Here is an 18,078-nt window from a genome sequence, read left to right on the forward strand (position 1 = left end):
TGCGACGCGCCGCCCAGATTGGAAGTGACGCCTGGATGACTACCCATATTCAACGCTCCGCCCTGCTGCCGTTCCCTGCCCAGGCGCTCTACGACCTGGTCAACGATGTGGCCAGCTACCCGGAGTTCCTGCCCTGGTGCTCGGCTTCCACCGTGCTCGAGGCCAGCGACACGCACATGCGCGCCAAGCTGGAAGTGGCCAAGGGCGGCATGAGCCAGCAGTTCACCACGCGCAATGTGCTGGTGCCGGGGCAGTCGATCGAAATGAACCTGGAAGATGGGCCGTTCACCCAGCTGCATGGCCTGTGGGTGTTCAAGCCGCTGGGCGAGAAGGCCTGCAAGATCAGCCTCGACCTGTCGTTCGACTACGCCGGCGCCCTGGTGCGGGCGACCCTGGGGCCGCTGTTCAACCAGGCGGCCAATACCATGGTCGATGCGTTTTGCCAGCGTGCCAAGCAGATCAATGGCTGAATAGTGCCAGTGGCCTGATCCAAGGGCTTTTCGGCAACGCAATAAAAAGCCCGGACTGGATCCGGGCTTTTTAGTGTCGGCGCAATTACTGCGGCGAGGTTTCCAGCGGGGCCGGCGTCGGGACCGGAGTAGTCTCGATGTTGTCGATTTCTTTCTGCAGGGTGTCTTCCAGCGAGCCTGGCTTGGCCGGCTTCTCGGGCTGGCTTGGCTGCTTGTCCGGGCTGACCGTGGTGTCGCCGCTGCCGCCGAGGATTTCCTGGTCGCGGCTGACGCCCGGCATGAAGTCGCCGGAGAGGCTGACCAGTTGGTCGTTCTCGTTGAAGAAGATGCTCATGCGCTCCTGCTGGCGCTGGCCGCCGCCGGGCTGCAGGCTGTACAGGTAGTCCCAGCGATTGGTGTGGAAGGTGTCCTGCAGCAGGGGGTTGCCCATGATAAACCTTACTTGCCGGCGGGTCATTCCCGGGCGCAATTGGTCTATCATGTCTTGCGTGACGACATTGCCCTGCTGGATGTCGATTTTGTAAACCCCGGGAAACGAGCAACCGGCGAGTGCGAGCAGTCCCACTAGGGTGAGGCTGGTTAGCAAGAGCTTGGTGTTTTGCATCGGTGGGCGACTTCCACTATCTTGGCTGGACAACGTAAACCCCGATCATACCCGTATTAAGAGAAGCTGCGAAGCAGCATCGGCGAGAAAGCTGACCATGGTTGAAAATAGCGAATTGCGCAAAGCGGGCCTCAAGGTAACCCTGCCTCGAGTCAAGATTCTTCAGATGCTCGACTCCGCCGAGCAGCGTCACATGAGTGCCGAGGATGTCTACAAGGCGCTGATGGAAGCTGGCGAGGATGTCGGTCTGGCGACCGTGTACCGCGTACTGACCCAATTCGAAGCGGCGGGCCTGGTGGAGCGCCACAACTTTGATGGCGGCCACGCGGTGTTCGAGCTGGCGGATGGCAAGCACCACGATCACATGGTCAACGTGGACAGCGGTGAAGTCATTGAATTCTTCGATGCCGAAATCGAGAAGCGCCAGAAAGAGATCGTTGCCGAGCATGGTTTCGAGCTGGTGGACCACAATCTGGTTCTGTATGTGCGTAAAAAGAAGTAACGATTTAGATCGTTATTGATGACAAAGGCGACCTTCGGGTCGCCTTTGTGCTTTGTGGTGTCTCAAGTCTTGCGCGCTCAGGCCTTGCTGCTCACCACCATCTTGCGCGCATGGGCCAGCGATTCCTTGGTCAGGTCGATCCCGCCCAGCATCCGCGCCACTTCCTCGACCCGCTCGCGCTTGCCCAGGCTGGCCACTGCGGTATGCGTGGTGTCGCTGTTGCGCACCTTGTGCACGAACAGGTGGTGATGGCCCTGCGCTGCCACCTGGGGCAGGTGGGTCACGGTCAGGACCTGGCCGCGCTCGCCGAGGCGGCGAAGCAACTGGCCGACGATCTCTGCCGTCGGGCCGCCGATCCCCACGTCCACTTCGTCGAACACCAGGGTCGGAATGCGCGAGGTCTGCGCGGTGATCACCTGAATCGCCAGGCTGATACGCGACAGCTCGCCGCCCGAGGCGACCTTGGCCAGGCCCTTGAGTGGCTGGCCGGGGTTGGCGCTGACCAGCAGTTCGATCTGCTCCAGGCCATGGGGCGACAGGTCGCCGTTGTCGAAGGGCGTGAGCTCGATGCAGAAGCGCCCGCCGGGCATGCCCAGGCGCTGGATCTCCTGCTCGACAGCGGTGGCCAGCTGTTTGGCGGCCTGCTGGCGCAGCGCGCTCAGCTCGCCTGCCTTCTCTTTATAGTGCTGGGCGTAGGCGGCCAGCTCCTCGCCCAGGCGCTCGATCGACTCGTCGCTTGCATTCAACCCTTCCAGCTCTTCCATCAGGCGCTGCTGCAGGTGCGGCAATTCGGTGGGGTGCACGCGGTGCTTGCGGGCGAGGGTATAGATAGTATCCAGGCGCTCTTCGAGGGCCTGCAGGCGCATCGGGTCGGCGTCGAAGTTGTCGAGGAAGCGGTTGAGCTCGCCGACGGCCTCCTCGACCTGGATCTGCGCGCTGGCGATCAGGTTGACCGCCTCGCCCAGCGCCTTGGGGCCGTTGCCGACAGCGGTGAGCCGGTTAAGGCTGACGGTCAGGGCGCTCAGTACATTGCCCGAGTCGCTTTCGCTGCACTGGTCGATGACCTGGCGGCAAATGCCGAATAGCGCCTCGGCGTTGGTCAGGTTCTTGTGCTCCTGCTCCAGCTGTTCCAGCTCGTTCTCGCCAAGACCGAGGTTGTCCAGCTCTTCCAGCTGATAGCTGAGCAGCTGTTGGCGCGCCCGTTGCTCATCGCCGGAATTGCTCAGGCGCTCCAGTTCCTGGCGCGTCTGGTTCCAGCGCTTGGCGGCCAGCTGGACCTGGCGGGCCAGGTCGCTGGCGCCGGCGTACTCGTCCACCAGGCGGCGGTGGGTGTCGGTCTTCAGCAGTGACTGGTGCTCATGCTGGCTGTGGATGTCGATCAGCAGCTCACCCAGGGCCTTGAGGTCGCCCAGCGGGCAGGGGGTGCCGTTGATGTAGCCACGGCTGCGGCCCTCGGCGGTGATCACCCGGCGCAGGATGCACGGGCCGTCGCTTTCCAGGTCGCGATCGGCTAGCCAGGCGTGTGCCTCGGGGATGTCGACCAGGTCGAAGGTGGCGAGGATGTCGGCCTTGTCGGTGCCCGGGCGCACCACGCCGCTGTCGGCGCGATCGCCCAGGGCCAGGCCGAGGGCGTCGAGCATGATCGACTTGCCGGCCCCGGTCTCGCCGGTGATGACGGACATGCCACGGGCGATCTCGAGGTCGAGGTGTTCGACGATGGCGTAGTTGTGAATGGACAGGTGCACCAGCATGGGGCGGCTCCCGAAGGGTCTTGTCTGGATATTTATACAGTGCTTTTCGCGAGTCTGCCAATAGCCGGTCGACGAATGTGGAAAAGCACCTTCCCCCTTGAACCTGGTTTTTCCGACCCCATATAGCCGGCAAGACATGGCGAGCCTGGCTCGCACGACAGAAATCGTGGAGGAGAAACCCAATGGCTGACGAACAGCTGGATGAGAAGAACCTGAATTCCGAAGAAGCAGGCGCAGCGAATGCCGATGCCCGCGTCCTGGAGCTCGAGGAGCAGCTGGCCGCCGCCAAGGACCAGTCCCTGCGCGCCGCCGCCGACCTGCAGAACATCCGCCGCCGTGCCGAGCAGGATGTCGAGAAGGCGCACAAGTTCGCCCTGGAGAAGTTCGCTGGCGACCTGCTGCCGATCATCGACAGCCTGGAGCGTGGCCTGGAACTGTCCAGCGCTGATGACGAGACCATCAAGCCGATGCGCGAAGGTATCGAGCTGACCCTGAAGATGTTCCAGGACACCCTCAAGCGCTATAGCCTTGAAGCCATCGACCCGGATGGCGAACCATTCAATGCCGAGCAGCATCAGGCCATGGCCATGCAGGAAAGTGCCGACGTTGAGCCAAATAGCGTGCTCAAAGTATTCCAGAAGGGCTACCAGCTCAACGGCCGTCTGCTGCGCCCCGCCATGGTGGTGGTCAGCAAGGCGCCGAGCGCCCCGCAGCCTTCGATCAATGAAAAGGCTTGAAATCTTTCCGGGCACCCCCATCTAGGTGTCAAGCCTTCAAGTATTAGTGCAGTTGGCCAAAGCAGTCGCTGCTACCAAATTCAAGTTTCGGGAGAATCAACATGGGTAAAATCATCGGTATCGACCTGGGGACCACCAACTCCTGCGTCTCCGTGCTGGAAAACGGCACCGCCAAGGTCATCGAGAACGCCGAAGGCGCGCGTACCACGCCTTCGATCATCGCCTACGCCAACGACGGCGAGATCCTGGTCGGCCAGTCGGCCAAGCGCCAGGCGGTCACCAACCCGCACAACACCCTGTTCGCGGTGAAGCGCCTGATCGGCCGCCGTTTCGAAGAAGATGTCGTGCAGAAAGACATCAAGCTGGTGCCTTACAAGATCGTCAAGGCCAACAACGGTGACGCCTGGGTCGAGGCTGCCGACAAGCAGATGGCTCCGCCGCAGATCAGCGCCGAAGTTCTGAAAAAGATGAAGAAGACCGCCGAAGACTATCTCGGCGAGCCGGTCACCGAAGCGGTCATCACCGTTCCGGCCTACTTCAACGACAGCCAGCGCCAGGCGACCAAGGACGCCGGCCGCATCGCTGGCCTGGACGTGAAGCGTATCATCAACGAACCGACTGCCGCCGCGCTGGCCTACGGCATGGACAAGGGCAAGGGCGACCACACCGTCATCGTCTATGACCTGGGTGGTGGTACCTTCGACGTATCGGTCATCGAAATCGCCGAAGTCGACGGTGAGCACCAGTTCGAAGTACTGGCCACCAACGGCGACACCTTCCTGGGTGGCGAAGACTTCGACATGCGCCTGATCGACTACCTCGTCGACGAGTTCAAGAAAGAGTCCGGCATGGACCTGAAGAACGATCCCCTGGCCCTGCAGCGCCTAAAAGAAGCCGCTGAAAAAGCCAAGATCGAGCTGTCCTCCGCCCAGTCGACCGACGTCAACCTGCCGTACATCACCGCAGATGCGACCGGTCCGAAGCACCTGAACGTGAAGATCTCCCGCGCCAAGCTGGAGTCGCTGGTCGAAGACCTGGTCAACCGTACCATCGAGCCATGCCGCATCGCCCTGAAGGACGCCGGCATCGACGCCAGCAAGATCGACGACGTGATCCTGGTCGGTGGCCAGACCCGTATGCCGATGGTGCAGAAAGCCGTTGCCGACTTCTTCGGTAAAGAAGCACGCAAAGACGTCAACCCGGACGAAGCCGTCGCCATGGGTGCCGCCATCCAGGGCGCCGTTCTGGCTGGTGATGTGAAGGACGTGCTGCTGCTGGATGTCAGCCCGCTGACCCTGGGTATCGAGACCATGGGCGGCGTGATGACCGCGCTGATCGAGAAGAACACCACCATCCCGACCAAGAAGTCGCAGGTGTTCTCGACCGCCGACGACAACCAGGGCGCCGTGACCATCCACGTGCTGCAGGGCGAGCGCAAGCAAGCTTCGCAGAACAAGTCGCTGGGCAAGTTCGACCTGGCCGACATCCCGCCGGCTCCGCGCGGCGTACCGCAGATCGAAGTGACCTTCGACATCGACGCCAACGGCATCCTGCACGTCGGCGCGAAGGACAAGGCTACCGGCAAGGCGCAGTCGATCGTGATCAAGGCCAACTCCGGCCTGTCCGACGAAGAAATCGAGAAAATGGTGCGTGACGCCGAGGCCAACGCCGAGGAAGACCGCAAGTTCGAAGAGCTGGCCGCCGCCCGTAACCAGGGTGACGCGCTGGTCCACTCGACCCGCAAGATGGTCACTGAAGCCGGTGACAAGGTCACCGCTGAAGAGAAGACCGCCATCGAGGCCGCCGTGGTCGCCCTGGAAGCCGCCGTCAAAGGCGACGACAAGGCTGCCATCGACGCCAAGGTCGAGGAGTTGTCCAAGGTCTCGGCGCCAGTCGCTCAGAAGATGTACGCCGAGCAGCAGGCCGAGCAACCGCAGGGCGGCGCCCAGCAGGCCGAGCCGGAAGCCAAGCACGATGACGTGGTTGACGCCGAGTTCGAAGAAGTGAAAGACAACAACAAGCAGTAATTCCTGCATGTTGTCGGCCGGTTCACCGTCGTTTGATGGTGAACTGGTAGGATGTCGCCGCGCGGGAGCTTGCTCCCGCGTTGGCGTGTCTGGAACACGAGAATTATTTACGGCATCTGTCACGGCGTATTCGCCCATGACGACAGGTGCTGGTGGCATGGCGCACGATGCGCCGAGGTATGCCGAACGCCCCCAAGAGTGCATATGACCTATGGCAAAGCGTGATTTTTATGAGGTCCTGGGTGTCGAGCGTGGCGCCAGTGAAGGTGATCTCAAGAAGGCCTACCGCCGTCTGGCGATGAAGTACCACCCCGACCGCAACCCGGGCGACAAGGAATCGGAAGACCTGTTCAAGGAGGCCAACGAGGCCTACGAAGTGCTGTCCGATGCCAGCAAGCGCGCGGCATACGACCAGTATGGCCACGCCGGCGTCGACCCGAGCATGGGTGGCGGCGGTGCCGGTTTCGGCGGCGCCAACTTCTCCGATATCTTCGGCGATGTCTTCAGCGACTTCTTCGGCGGCGGCCGCGGTGGCGGTCGTGGTGGTGTCCAGCGCGGCAGTGACCTGCGCTACACCCTCGAGCTCAACCTCGAAGAGGCGGTGCGCGGCACCACGGTCAACATCCGCGTGCCCACGCTGGTCAACTGCAAGCCGTGCGACGGCTCCGGCGCCAAGAAGGGGTCGACGCCGTCGACCTGTCCGACCTGCGGCGGCATCGGCCAGGTGCGCATGCAGCAGGGCTTCTTCGCTGTGCAGCAGACCTGCCCGCGTTGCCATGGCCAGGGCAAGATCATCACCGACCCTTGCGGTTCGTGCCACGGCGAAGGTCGTGTCGAGGAATACAAGACGCTGTCGGTCAAGGTGCCGGCCGGTGTCGATACCGGTGATCGCATTCGCCTGTCCGGCGAAGGCGAGGCGGGCGCCCATGGCGGCCCTGCCGGTGACCTCTATGTGGTCGTCAATGTGCGCGAGCACCCGATCTTCCAGCGCGACGGCAAGCACCTCTACTGCGAAGTGCCGATCAGCTACACCGATGCCGCCCTGGGTGGCGAGCTGGAAGTGCCGACCCTTGATGGTCGCGTGAAGCTGAAAATCCCCGAAGGTACCCAGACCGGCAAGCAGTTCCGTCTGCGCGGCAAGGGTGTGGCGCCGGTGCGCGGTGGCGCGGCGGGCGACCTGCTGTGCCGCGTGGCGGTGGAAACGCCGGTCAACCTCAGCCGCCGTCAGCGCGAGTTGCTGGAGGAGCTGCGTGATTCCCTCGAAGGCGACAGCTCTCATTCGCCCAAGGCCAGTGGCTGGTTCGAGGGCGTGAAGCGCTTCTTCGGCGATCTCTGAGAAGGAACAGGCTATGCGACGTATTGCAGTGATGGGCGCCGCCGGGCGCATGGGCAAGGTGCTGATCGAGGCCGTGCAGCAGCAGGCGCCGAAGGCCGGCCTGACCGCGGCCATCCATCGTCCGGACAGCTCCCTGGTCGGTGCCGACGCGGGTGAGCTGGCGGGGCTGGGGCGCATCGGCGTGACCATATCTGACGACCTGGCCAAGGTCGTCGATGAGTTCGATGTGCTGATCGACTTCACCCATCCGTCGGTGACTCTGAAGAACCTGGCGTTCTGTCGCAAGGCGGGCAAGGCCATGGTCATCGGCACCACCGGTTTCAGTGCCGAGGAGAAGGCATTGCTGGTCGAGGCGGGCAAGGAAATCCCGATCGTCTTCGCCGCCAACTTCAGCGTGGGGGTCAACCTCAGCCTCAAGTTGCTGGACATGGCGGCCCGGGTGCTGGGTGACGACGTGGATATCGAGATTATCGAGGCCCACCATCGGCACAAGGTCGATGCGCCGTCGGGGACCGCGCTGCGCATGGGTGAAGTGGTCGCCAATGCGCTGGGGCGCGACCTGCGCGAGGTGGCGGTGTATGGCCGTGAAGGCCAGACCGGCGCCCGTGATCGCCAGACCATCGGTTTCGCCACCGTGCGTGCGGGTGACGTGGTCGGTGATCACACCGTGCTGTTCGCCGCCGAAGGCGAGCGCCTGGAAATCACCCACAAGGCCTCGAGCCGCATGACCTTCGCCAAGGGTGCGGTGCGTGCCGCGCTGTGGCTGGATGGGCGCGAGCCTGCGCTGTACGACATGCAGGATGTGCTCGAGCTGCATTGACCCTTGTGTATGGGGTTGTGGGAGCGGGCTTGCCCCGCGATGGCGTCGGAACGGGCAGCAATGGCCTGGTGGGGTGTCATCGCGGGGCAAGCCCGCTCCCACAATGGATCCCGACAAATCAGTCTGTCGCAATCCTGGGTTTTGGAGACACATTCCCGGTAGACCCAAAACGCATTTTTCTGTAAGCTACAGCTTTAGTGTGTCCACTAAAAGCGCGCAGACTAATTCAGCATAAAAGCGGGGTGACGTGTCCATACGTCATTCCGCTTTTTTGCAACCTGCGATCGCCCTTTCAGGCTTGATTTACGGGAGGTCTTCTTGACTAAGCCAGCCATACTCGCCCTTGCCGATGGCAGCATTTTTCGCGGTGAAGCCATTGGAGCCGACGGTCAGACCGTTGGTGAGGTCGTGTTCAATACTGCAATGACCGGCTACCAGGAAATCCTCACAGACCCTTCCTACGCCCAGCAAATCGTTACCCTGACCTACCCGCACATCGGCAACACCGGCACCACCCCGGAAGACGCCGAATCCAACCGCGTCTGGTCCGCCGGCCTGGTCATTCGCGACCTGCCGCTGCTGGCAAGCAACTGGCGTAACACCCAGTCCCTGCCCGACTACCTGAAAGAACACAATGTCGTCGCCATCGCCGGCATCGACACCCGTCGCCTGACCCGCATCCTGCGTGAGAAGGGCGCCCAGAACGGCTGCATCCTGGCTGGTGACAACATCAGCGAAGAAGCCGCCATCGCCGCCGCCCGCGCCTTCCCGGGCCTGAAAGGCATGGACCTGGCCAAGGTCGTCTCCACCAAGGAGCGCTACGAGTGGCGCTCCAGCGTGTGGGAACTGAAGACCGACAGCCACCCGACCATTGAAGCCGCCGACCTGCCGTACCACGTCGTGGCCTTCGACTACGGCGTCAAGCTGAACATCCTGCGCATGCTGGTTGCCCGTGGCTGCCGCGTCACCGTGGTGCCCGCGCAAACCCCGGCCAGTGAAGTCCTGGCGCTCAACCCCGATGGCGTGTTCCTGTCCAACGGCCCTGGCGATCCCGAGCCGTGCGACTACGCCATCCAGGCGATCAAAGAGATCCTCGACACCGAGATCCCGGTATTCGGCATCTGCCTCGGCCACCAGCTGCTGGCCCTGGCCTCCGGCGCCAAGACCGTGAAGATGGGCCACGGCCACCACGGTGCCAACCACCCGGTCCAGGACCTGGACACCGGCGTGGTCATGATCACCAGCCAGAACCACGGTTTCGCCGTCGACGAAGCCACCCTGCCGGGCAACGTCCGCGCTATCCACAAGTCGCTGTTCGACGGCACCCTGCAGGGCATCGAGCGCACCGACAAGAGCGCGTTCAGCTTCCAGGGCCACCCTGAGGCGAGCCCAGGCCCGACCGACGTCGCGCCACTGTTCGATCGTTTCATCGATGCCATGGCCAAGCGCCGCTGAGCATCCTGCAGCAAGGCCCCGGGCCGGCAATTGCCGCGCCCGGAAGCGCCTGACCCAGATTGTTCAAAGCGGCTTGCCGACTGACCCGCGGATTTGAGTGACAACCATGCCAAAACGTACAGACATCAAAAGCATCCTGATTCTCGGCGCTGGCCCGATCGTGATCGGCCAGGCCTGCGAATTCGACTACTCCGGCGCCCAGGCTTGTAAAGCCCTGCGCGAGGAAGGTTTCCGCGTCATCCTGGTGAACTCCAACCCGGCCACCATCATGACCGACCCGGCCATGGCCGACGCCACCTACATCGAGCCGATCAAGTGGCAGTCGGTGGCCAAGATCATCGAAAAAGAGCGCCCGGACGCCGTCCTGCCGACCATGGGTGGCCAGACCGCGCTGAACTGCGCCCTGGACCTGGAGCGCCACGGCGTTCTGGAAAAGTTCGGCGTCGAGATGATCGGTGCCAACGCCGACACCATCGACAAGGCCGAAGACCGTTCGCGCTTCGACAAGGCCATGAAAGACATCGGCCTGGAGTGCCCGCGCTCCGGTATCGCCCACAGCATGGAAGAGGCCAATGCGGTCCTCGAGAAGCTCGGCTTCCCATGCATCATCCGTCCGTCGTTCACCATGGGCGGCACCGGTGGTGGTATTGCCTACAACCGTGAAGAGTTCGAGGAAATCTGCACCCGTGGTCTGGACCTGTCGCCGACCAAGGAGCTGCTGATCGACGAATCGCTGATCGGCTGGAAGGAATACGAGATGGAGGTGGTCCGCGACAAGAAGGACAACTGCATCATCGTCTGCTCGATCGAGAACTTCGACCCGATGGGCGTGCACACCGGTGACTCGATCACCGTGGCCCCGGCACAGACCCTGACCGACAAGGAATACCAGATCATGCGCAACGCCTCGCTGGCGGTGCTGCGTGAAATCGGTGTCGAGACCGGCGGTTCCAACGTGCAGTTCGGTATCTGCCCGAACACCGGCCGCATGGTCGTGATCGAGATGAACCCGCGTGTTTCGCGTTCGTCCGCCCTGGCTTCCAAGGCTACCGGCTTCCCGATCGCCAAGATCGCCGCCAAGCTGGCCATCGGCTACACCCTCGACGAGCTGCAGAACGACATCACCGGCGGCCGTACCCCGGCGTCCTTCGAGCCGTCGATCGACTACGTCGTCACCAAGCTGCCACGCTTCGCCTTCGAGAAATTCCCGAAAGCCGACGCCCGCCTGACCACCCAGATGAAATCCGTGGGTGAAGTCATGGCCATCGGCCGTACCTTCCAGGAATCCCTGCAGAAAGCCCTGCGCGGGCTGGAAGTCGGCGCCTGCGGCCTTGACCCGAAAGTCGACCTTGCCAGCCCTGAGGCTGCCAGCATCCTCAAGCGCGAGCTGACCGTGCCGGGCGCCGAGCGTATCTGGTACGTCGCCGACGCCATGCGTTCGGGCATGACCATCGAGGAAATCTTTGCCCTGACCGGCATCGACCTGTGGTTCCTGGTGCAGATGGAAGACCTGATCAAGGAAGAAGAGAAGGTCAAGACCCTGGCCCTGTCGTCGATTGACAAGGACTACATGCTGCGCCTCAAGCGCAAGGGCTTCTCGGACCAGCGCCTGGCCAAGCTGCTCGGCATCACCGACAAGAACCTGCGCCGTCACCGCCACAAGCTGGAAGTGTTCCCGGTGTACAAGCGCGTCGACACCTGCGCCGCCGAGTTCGCCACCGATACCGCCTACCTGTACTCGACCTACGAGGAAGAGTGCGAGGCCAACCCGTCGACCCGCGACAAGATCATGATCCTGGGTGGCGGCCCGAACCGTATCGGCCAAGGCATCGAGTTCGACTACTGCTGCGTGCACGCCGCACTGGCGCTGCGTGAAGACGGTTACGAGACCATCATGGTCAACTGCAACCCGGAAACCGTCTCCACCGACTACGACACCTCCGACCGCCTGTACTTCGAACCGCTGACCCTGGAAGACGTGCTGGAAGTCTGCCGCGTCGAGAAGCCGAAAGGCGTGATCGTCCACTACGGCGGCCAGACCCCGCTGAAACTGGCGCGTGCCCTGGAAGAAGCCGGCGTACCGATCATCGGTACCAGCCCGGACGCCATCGACCGCGCCGAAGACCGCGAGCGCTTCCAGCAGATGGTCCAGCGCCTGAACCTGCTGCAGCCGCCAAACGCCACCGTTCGCAGCGAAGACGAAGCCATCGCTGCCGCTGGCAAGATCGGCTACCCGCTGGTGGTTCGTCCGTCCTACGTGCTGGGCGGCCGCGCCATGGAGATCGTCTACGAGCTGGACGAGCTCAAGCGCTATCTGCGTGAAGCGGTACAGGTCTCCAACGACAGCCCGGTGCTGCTCGACCACTTCCTCAACTGCGCCATCGAGATGGACGTGGACGCGGTCTGCGACGGCACCGATGTGGTGATCGGCGCGATCATGCAGCACATCGAGCAGGCCGGTGTTCACTCCGGCGACTCGGCGTGCTCGCTGCCGCCTTACTCGCTGAGCCAGGAAGTGCAGGACGAAGTCCGCGTCCAGGTCAAGAAAATGGCCCTGGAGCTGGGCGTGGTCGGCCTGATGAACGTGCAGCTGGCCCTGCAGGGCGACAAGATCTACGTGATCGAGGTCAACCCACGCGCCTCGCGTACCGTACCGTTCGTCTCCAAGTGCATCGGCACTTCCCTGGCAATGATCGCGGCCCGTGTCATGGCCGGCAAGACCCTGAAAGAGCTGGGCTTCACCCAGGAAATCATCCCGAACTTCTACAGCGTCAAGGAAGCCGTCTTCCCGTTCGCCAAGTTCCCAGGGGTTGACCCGATCCTCGGCCCTGAGATGAAATCGACCGGTGAAGTCATGGGCGTCGGCGACAGCTTCGGCGAAGCCTTCGCCAAGGCCCAGATGGGCGCCAGCGAAGTGCTGCCGACCGGCGGTACCGCGTTCATCAGCGTGCGTGACGACGACAAGCCGCAGGTAGCTGGCGTTGCCCGCGACCTGATCGCCCTGGGCTTCGAAGTGGTCGCCACCGCAGGCACCGCCAAGGTGATCGAGGCGGCCGGCCTGAAAGTGCGTCGCGTGAACAAGGTGACCGAGGGTCGTCCGCACGTGGTCGACATGATCAAGAACGACGAAGTGTCGCTGATCATCAACACCACCGAAGGCCGCCAGTCGATCGCCGACTCCTACTCGATTCGTCGCAATGCGTTGCAGCACAAGATCTACTGCACCACGACCATTGCGGCCGGTGAAGCCATCTGCGAGGCGCTGAAATTCGGTCCGGAAAAGACCGTTCGTCGCCTGCAGGATCTGCATGCAGGACTCAAAGCATGAGCATTACCAAGTACCCGATGACCGTCCAGGGCGCTCGCGCCCTGGAGGAAGAGCATCTGTTCCTGAGCAAGACCGAGCGCCCGCGCCTGAGCCAGGCGATCGGCGAGGCTCGCGAGCTGGGCGATCTCAAGGAAAACGCCGAATACCACGCCGCCCGCGAGGAGCAGGGCATGGTCGAGGCGCGCATCCGCGATATCGAAGGCCGTCTGCAGAACTCGGTGGTGATCGACGTCACCACCATCGCCCACACCGGCAAGGTAATCTTCGGCACCACCGTGGTGCTGGCGAACACCGAGACCGATGAAGAGGTGACCTACCAGATCGTCGGCGAAGACGAAGCCGACGTGAAGCAGGGCAAGCTCTCCAGCGGTGCGCCGATCGCCCGTGCCATCATCGGCAAGGAAGAAGGTGATACTGTCGTCGTCAAGACGCCAAGTGGCACGGTCGAGTACGAGATTGTCGAAGTCAAGCACATCTGACCGGCGCCTGCGGGCGCCATCCCTCGAGGGGATCCTCTGGCAACTGGCCCAGGTGTTCTGGGTCGGCGGCCTGTGGGTGTTCCATGTGGGGCTGGTGCCGGCGCTCAAGGTCAGTGGCCTGGCGCCACTGTTGGTGCACGACGTGGCTGCGCAGATCGACCGCTGGTTGATTGGCGTGGCCATGCTTGGGCTGTTGACCCAGCTGGCGGTGCTGGCGAGGGTGGATGGCCTGGCGGCCTGGTGGCGGCAGTTCCGCGGCCAGATGCTGCTGCTCGGCTTCGGCGCCTGCGTCAGCTACTACACGCTGCGCTACGGGATTTCCGTGGGCGAGCGTTGGCAGATGTTCTGCTTCCTGGTGCTGGGCTTCTCCGGCATCGTGCTGGTGGCCCAGCCGGTCCCGGTCAGGGCTCGGCGCTAGTCGGGTCGCAACGAGGCTTTGTGGGAGCGGGCTTGCCCCGCGAACACCGGCGAAGCCGGTGCCATGCACTGCGGTGCCTGTTTCGCGGGGCAAGCCCGCTCCCACAAGGCTGCGTTGGCAGCCCTGCTACCGTTACTTGTAACGGTGGATGTTGGACAGCTGCTTGTTCGGCTGCGGGTTCTTGCGGTAGATCAGCGCTTTCTTGCCGATGGTCTGCACCAGTTCGGCGCGGCCGGCCTTGCACAGCGCGGCGATGGTCTCGGCGCGTTCCTCGCGATCTTCCGAGCGAATCTCGACCTTGATCAGCTCATGGTCGACCAGGGCGCGCTCCAGTTCGGCGATCACGCCTTCATTCAAACCGTTGCCAGCAACGATCAGGACCGGCTTCAGGTCATGACCAATGGACTTGTATTGCTTCTTCTGCTCGTTATTGAGCGGCATAATCTGACCCTTTTCGTCTGATTCTGTAAAATTGACGGGCATTTTACCCGAGGGCCTGTGGCTCCGCCCAGTCAAACACGACGCATATCATCGAGGTGCCCCGTGGTACAACGTTCCAAAAGCAGCGCAAACTGGCTGCGCGAACATTTCAACGATCCTTTCGTCAAGCAGGCGCAGAAGGATGGCTACCGCTCGCGCGCGAGCTACAAGCTGCTGGAGATCCAGGAGAAAGACCGCCTGATCCGTCCCGGCATGAGCGTGATCGACCTCGGTGCGGCTCCTGGTGGCTGGTCGCAGGTGACCAGTCGTCTGATTGGCGGCCAGGGCCGGCTGATCGCCTCGGACATCCTGGAAATGGACTCGATCCCCGATGTCACCTTCATCCAGGGCGACTTCACCCAGGACGAAGTGCTGCAGCAGATCCTGCAGGCGGTCGGCGATTCGCACGTCGACCTTGTGATTTCCGATATGGCCCCCAATATGAGTGGTACGCCTGCGGTGGACATGCCGCGCGCCATGTTCCTCTGCGAACTGGCCCTGGATCTGGCGACCCGCGTGCTCAAGCCCGGCGGAGATTTCCTGATCAAGATTTTCCAGGGCGAGGGCTTCGACATGTACCTCAAGGACGTGCGCAGCAAGTTCGACAAGGTGCAGATGCGCAAGCCGTCGTCCTCGCGAGACCGTTCCCGTGAACAGTACCTGTTGGGCAAGGGTTTCAAGGGCGCATGAAAGGCGTATTGCGGGGTTGCCGATAGTTATTTCCAATCGGCCGCCCCGTCTGGATCGTCCGAACTTCGTGTAGTCTAGCTTTCACAAAGGGTTACAGACGGTGCCTGCGGATGCGTGGGTAATGTAGTAAGTTAGGGCGATGAATATCATGCGAGGCACGGCTGCGTCGTGCGCCGGCCTCAGAGGGTAGCGAATTGAACGACATGGCAAAGAATCTGATCCTGTGGTTGATCATCGCCGCCGTCCTGGTGACGGTGATGAACAACTTCTCCAGCCCTAACGAGCCGCAGACCCTCAACTATTCCGACTTCATCCAGCAGGTCAAGGATGGCAAGGTCGAGCGCGTGACCGTCGACGGCTACATCATTACCGGCAAGCGCACCGATGGCGACAACTTCAAGACCGTGCGCCCGGCCATTACCGACAACGGCCTGATCGGCGACCTGGTGGACAACCACGTCACCGTCGAAGGCAAGCAGCCGGAACAGCAGAGCATCTGGACCCAGTTGCTGGTCGCCAGTTTCCCGATCCTGGTGATCATCGCCGTGTTCATGTTCTTCATGCGCCAGATGCAGGGTGGTGCCGGTGGCAAGGGCGGGCCGATGAGCTTCGGCAAGAGCAAGGCGCGCCTGCTGTCCGAAGACCAGGTGAAAACCACCCTGGCTGACGTTGCAGGCTGCGACGAGGCCAAGGAAGAGGTTGGCGAGCTGGTCGAGTTCCTGCGCGATCCGGGCAAGTTCCAGCGCCTGGGCGGCCGTATCCCTCGCGGCGTGCTGATGGTCGGCCCGCCGGGTACCGGTAAGACCCTGCTGGCCAAGGCCATTGCCGGTGAAGCCAAGGTGCCGTTCTTCACCATTTCCGGTTCCGACTTCGTCGAGATGTTCGTCGGCGTGGGTGCCAGCCGTGTTCGCGACATGTTCGAACAGGCCAAGAAGCACGCACCGTGCATCATCTTCATCGACGAGATCGACGCCGTCGGTCGCCACCGTGGCGCCGGCATGGGTGGCGGTCACGACGAGCGTGAGCAGACCCTGAACCAATTGCTGGTCGAGATGGACGGCTTCGAGATGAACGATGGCATCATCGTCATCGCCGCCACCAACCGTCCCGACGTGCTCGACCCGGCGCTGCTGCGTCCCGGCCGCTTCGACCGCCAGGTGGTGGTCGGCCTGCCGGACATCCGCGGTCGTGAACAGATCCTCAAGGTGCACATGCGCAAGGTGCCGGTCGGCGAGAACGTCAATGCGGCGGTCATCGCCCGTGGCACGCCGGGCTTCTCCGGTGCCGACCTGGCCAACCTGGTCAACGAGGCGTCGCTGTTCGCCGCCCGTGCCAGCAAGCGCCTGGTCGAGATGAAGGAATTCGAGCTGGCCAAAGACAAGATCATGATGGGCGCCGAGCGCAAGACCATGGTCATGTCCGAGAAAGAGAAGCAGAACACCGCGTACCACGAGGCGGGCCACGCCATCGTCGGTCGCGTCGTTCCCGAGCACGACCCGGTCTACAAGGTCTCGATCATTCCCCGTGGCCGTGCCCTGGGCGTGACCATGTTCCTGCCGGAAGAGGACCGCTACAGCCTGTCCAAGCGCGCGCTGATCAGCCAGATCTGCTCGCTGTACGGTGGCCGTATCGCCGAAGAGATGACCCTGGGCTTCGACGGTGTCACCACCGGCGCCTCCAACGACATCATGCGCGCCAGCCAGATTGCCCGGAACATGGTCACCAAGTGGGGCCTGTCCGAGAAACTCGGCCCGCTGATGTACGCCGAAGAGGAGGGCGAGGTGTTTCTCGGTCGCAGCGCGGCGAGCCAGCATGCCAGTGTCTCGGGCGAGACTGCCAAGATGATCGACTCCGAGGTGCGCAGCATCATCGATCAGTGCTACGCCACGGCCAAGCAGATCCTTACCGACAACCGCGACAAGCTCGACGCCATGGCCGAAGCCCTGATGAAGTACGAAACCATCGATGCCGACCAGATCGACGACATCATGGCTGGCCGTACTCCGCGCGAACCGCGTGACTGGGACAATGATTCCGGTACCTCCGGCAACCAGGCTTCCCAGGATGATCGTCCGGAGTCGCCGATCGGCGGTCCAGCGGCTCAACACTAAGGGTATCTATGAGCTTGACGCAGTACCCGACCCGGTTGCCTTGCGGCAACCGGGTTCTTGATTTGTCCCGTACCCATGTCATGGGTATCCTCAACGTCACCCCAGACTCGTTCTCCGATGGTGGGCGCTTCAGCCAGCGCGATGCGGCCTTGCGCCATGCCGAGGAGATGGTGGCGGCCGGTGCGACCCTGATCGACGTGGGTGGCGAGTCTACCCGTCCTGGGGCTCGCGCCGTCTCGCCTATCGAGGAATTGGAGCGCGTGGCGCCAATTGTCGAGGCGATCAGCAGTCGGCTCGATGTGATCATCTCGGTCGATACCTCGACGCCCTCGGTCATGCGCGAGACGGCCCGCCTTGGTGCAGGGCTGATCAACGACGTGCGCGCCCTGGAGCGTGACGGCGCGCTCGATGCGGCGGCCGATACCGGCCTGCCGGTGTGCTTGATGCATATGCGTGGCGAGCCGGGCACGATGCAGGACAATCCGCAGTACAAGGATGTGACAGTCGATGTAACGCGCTATCTTGAACAGCGTATGGCAGCCTGCGCGGCGGCCGGCATCGGGGCTGAGCGCATCATCCTCGACCCGGGGTTCGGCTTTGCCAAGACCCTTGAGCACAACCTTAGCCTTTTCAAACACATGGAAGCGCTCTATCGCCTGGGGCGGCCACTCTTGGTGGGTGTTTCGCGCAAGAGCATGATCGGTCTCGCGCTGGGCCGTCCGGTCGGTGAGCGGCTTTACGGCAGTCTGGCCCTGGCCGCCCTGGCCATGACCAAGGGCGCGAGCATCCTGCGGGTACATGACGTTGCCGAAACCGTCGATGTCGTGCGCATGATCGCCGCGGTCCAGAGCGCCGAATAAGAACATTGGA

The 18,078-nt window shown here is 62.8% G+C and carries 16 protein-coding genes; 13 read left to right on the plus strand and 3 right to left on the minus strand.

Annotated features, from left to right (window positions below; all coding sequences use genetic code 11):
* Window positions 1-35 precede the first annotated feature (35 nt).
* Window positions 36-470 carry a type II toxin-antitoxin system RatA family toxin gene (locus HU751_RS11625; RefSeq protein WP_050707000.1) on the plus strand — a complete coding sequence of 145 codons (435 nt, stop codon included), beginning with the start codon at window positions 36-38 and terminating at the stop codon, window positions 468-470.
* An 85-nt stretch (window positions 471-555) separates the two neighbouring features.
* Here the strand turns inward: HU751_RS11625 and HU751_RS11630 are convergent, their stop codons facing one another.
* On the minus strand, window positions 556-1,074 hold the full coding sequence (locus HU751_RS11630; protein ID WP_110735055.1) for an outer membrane protein assembly factor BamE: 519 nt from the start codon (window positions 1,072-1,074) through the stop codon (window positions 556-558).
* Between the two features lie 97 nt (window positions 1,075-1,171).
* Between HU751_RS11630 and fur the strand changes: the two genes are divergently transcribed.
* Window positions 1,172-1,576 carry a ferric iron uptake transcriptional regulator gene (gene fur, locus HU751_RS11635; protein ID WP_028691268.1) on the plus strand — a complete coding sequence of 135 codons (405 nt, stop codon included), beginning with the start codon at window positions 1,172-1,174 and terminating at the stop codon, window positions 1,574-1,576.
* Window positions 1,577-1,653: 77 nt separating this feature from the next.
* Here the strand turns inward: fur and recN are convergent, their stop codons facing one another.
* Entirely contained in the window at window positions 1,654-3,327 is a 1,674-nt protein-coding gene (gene recN, locus HU751_RS11640; RefSeq protein ID WP_186732744.1) for a DNA repair protein RecN, read from the minus strand.
* Window positions 3,328-3,509: 182 nt separating this feature from the next.
* Here recN and grpE point away from each other — a divergent pair, with 182 nt between their 5' ends.
* The 8 genes from grpE to HU751_RS11680 all read left to right on the plus strand — a co-directional run bounded on the left by grpE (window position 3,510) and on the right by HU751_RS11680 (window position 13,927).
* Window positions 3,510-4,064 carry a nucleotide exchange factor GrpE gene (gene grpE, locus HU751_RS11645; protein ID WP_186732745.1) on the plus strand — a complete coding sequence of 185 codons (555 nt, stop codon included), beginning with the start codon at window positions 3,510-3,512 and terminating at the stop codon, window positions 4,062-4,064.
* A 101-nt stretch (window positions 4,065-4,165) separates the two neighbouring features.
* Window positions 4,166-6,091, plus strand: a complete 1,926-nt coding sequence (dnaK, locus tag HU751_RS11650; protein ID WP_102683185.1) for a molecular chaperone DnaK — start codon at window positions 4,166-4,168, stop codon at window positions 6,089-6,091.
* Between the two features lie 211 nt (window positions 6,092-6,302).
* Window positions 6,303-7,427: a molecular chaperone DnaJ gene (gene dnaJ, locus HU751_RS11655; protein ID WP_050706995.1), complete on the plus strand. Its 1,125-nt coding sequence runs from the start codon at window positions 6,303-6,305 to the stop codon at window positions 7,425-7,427.
* 13 nt (window positions 7,428-7,440) lie between these two features.
* The gene (gene dapB, locus HU751_RS11660) at window positions 7,441-8,247 is read left to right on the plus strand and encodes a 4-hydroxy-tetrahydrodipicolinate reductase (RefSeq protein ID WP_050706994.1); all 807 of its coding nucleotides are present in this window, start codon (window positions 7,441-7,443) and stop codon (window positions 8,245-8,247) included.
* 318 nt (window positions 8,248-8,565) lie between these two features.
* Entirely contained in the window at window positions 8,566-9,702 is a 1,137-nt protein-coding gene (gene carA / locus HU751_RS11665) for a glutamine-hydrolyzing carbamoyl-phosphate synthase small subunit (protein ID WP_011532129.1), read from the plus strand.
* Window positions 9,703-9,808: 106 nt separating this feature from the next.
* Window positions 9,809-13,030, plus strand: a complete 3,222-nt coding sequence (gene carB / locus HU751_RS11670) for a carbamoyl-phosphate synthase large subunit (RefSeq protein WP_050706992.1) — start codon at window positions 9,809-9,811, stop codon at window positions 13,028-13,030.
* Window positions 13,027-13,509, plus strand: a complete 483-nt coding sequence (gene greA / locus HU751_RS11675) for a transcription elongation factor GreA (RefSeq protein ID WP_011532131.1) — start codon at window positions 13,027-13,029, stop codon at window positions 13,507-13,509. Before carB ends, greA begins: the two co-directional genes overlap by 4 nt.
* Window positions 13,487-13,927 carry a hypothetical protein gene (locus HU751_RS11680; RefSeq protein ID WP_011532132.1) on the plus strand — a complete coding sequence of 147 codons (441 nt, stop codon included), beginning with the start codon at window positions 13,487-13,489 and terminating at the stop codon, window positions 13,925-13,927. The genes greA and HU751_RS11680 overlap by 23 nt, the downstream gene beginning before the upstream one ends.
* 132 nt (window positions 13,928-14,059) lie before the next feature.
* Here the strand turns inward: HU751_RS11680 and yhbY are convergent, their stop codons facing one another.
* Window positions 14,060-14,368: a ribosome assembly RNA-binding protein YhbY gene (yhbY, locus tag HU751_RS11685; RefSeq protein WP_050706991.1), complete on the minus strand. Its 309-nt coding sequence runs from the start codon at window positions 14,366-14,368 to the stop codon at window positions 14,060-14,062.
* Between the two features lie 102 nt (window positions 14,369-14,470).
* Between yhbY and rlmE the strand changes: the two genes are divergently transcribed.
* The 3 genes from rlmE to folP all read left to right on the plus strand — a co-directional run bounded on the left by rlmE (window position 14,471) and on the right by folP (window position 18,068).
* A complete protein-coding gene (gene rlmE / locus HU751_RS11690) occupies window positions 14,471-15,097 on the plus strand; it encodes a 23S rRNA (uridine(2552)-2'-O)-methyltransferase RlmE (RefSeq protein ID WP_011532133.1) in 627 nt (208 codons plus the stop codon).
* Window positions 15,098-15,300: 203 nt separating this feature from the next.
* A complete protein-coding gene (gene ftsH, locus HU751_RS11695) occupies window positions 15,301-17,208 on the plus strand; it encodes an ATP-dependent zinc metalloprotease FtsH (protein WP_028691259.1) in 1,908 nt (635 codons plus the stop codon).
* 8 nt (window positions 17,209-17,216) lie between these two features.
* Window positions 17,217-18,068, plus strand: a complete 852-nt coding sequence (gene folP / locus HU751_RS11700; protein WP_186732746.1) for a dihydropteroate synthase — start codon at window positions 17,217-17,219, stop codon at window positions 18,066-18,068.
* The last annotated feature ends 10 nt before the right edge of the window (window positions 18,069-18,078 follow it).

Source organism: Pseudomonas peradeniyensis, assembly GCF_014268935.2.
In the GTDB taxonomy this organism is placed as follows: domain Bacteria; phylum Pseudomonadota; class Gammaproteobacteria; order Pseudomonadales; family Pseudomonadaceae; genus Aquipseudomonas; species Aquipseudomonas peradeniyensis.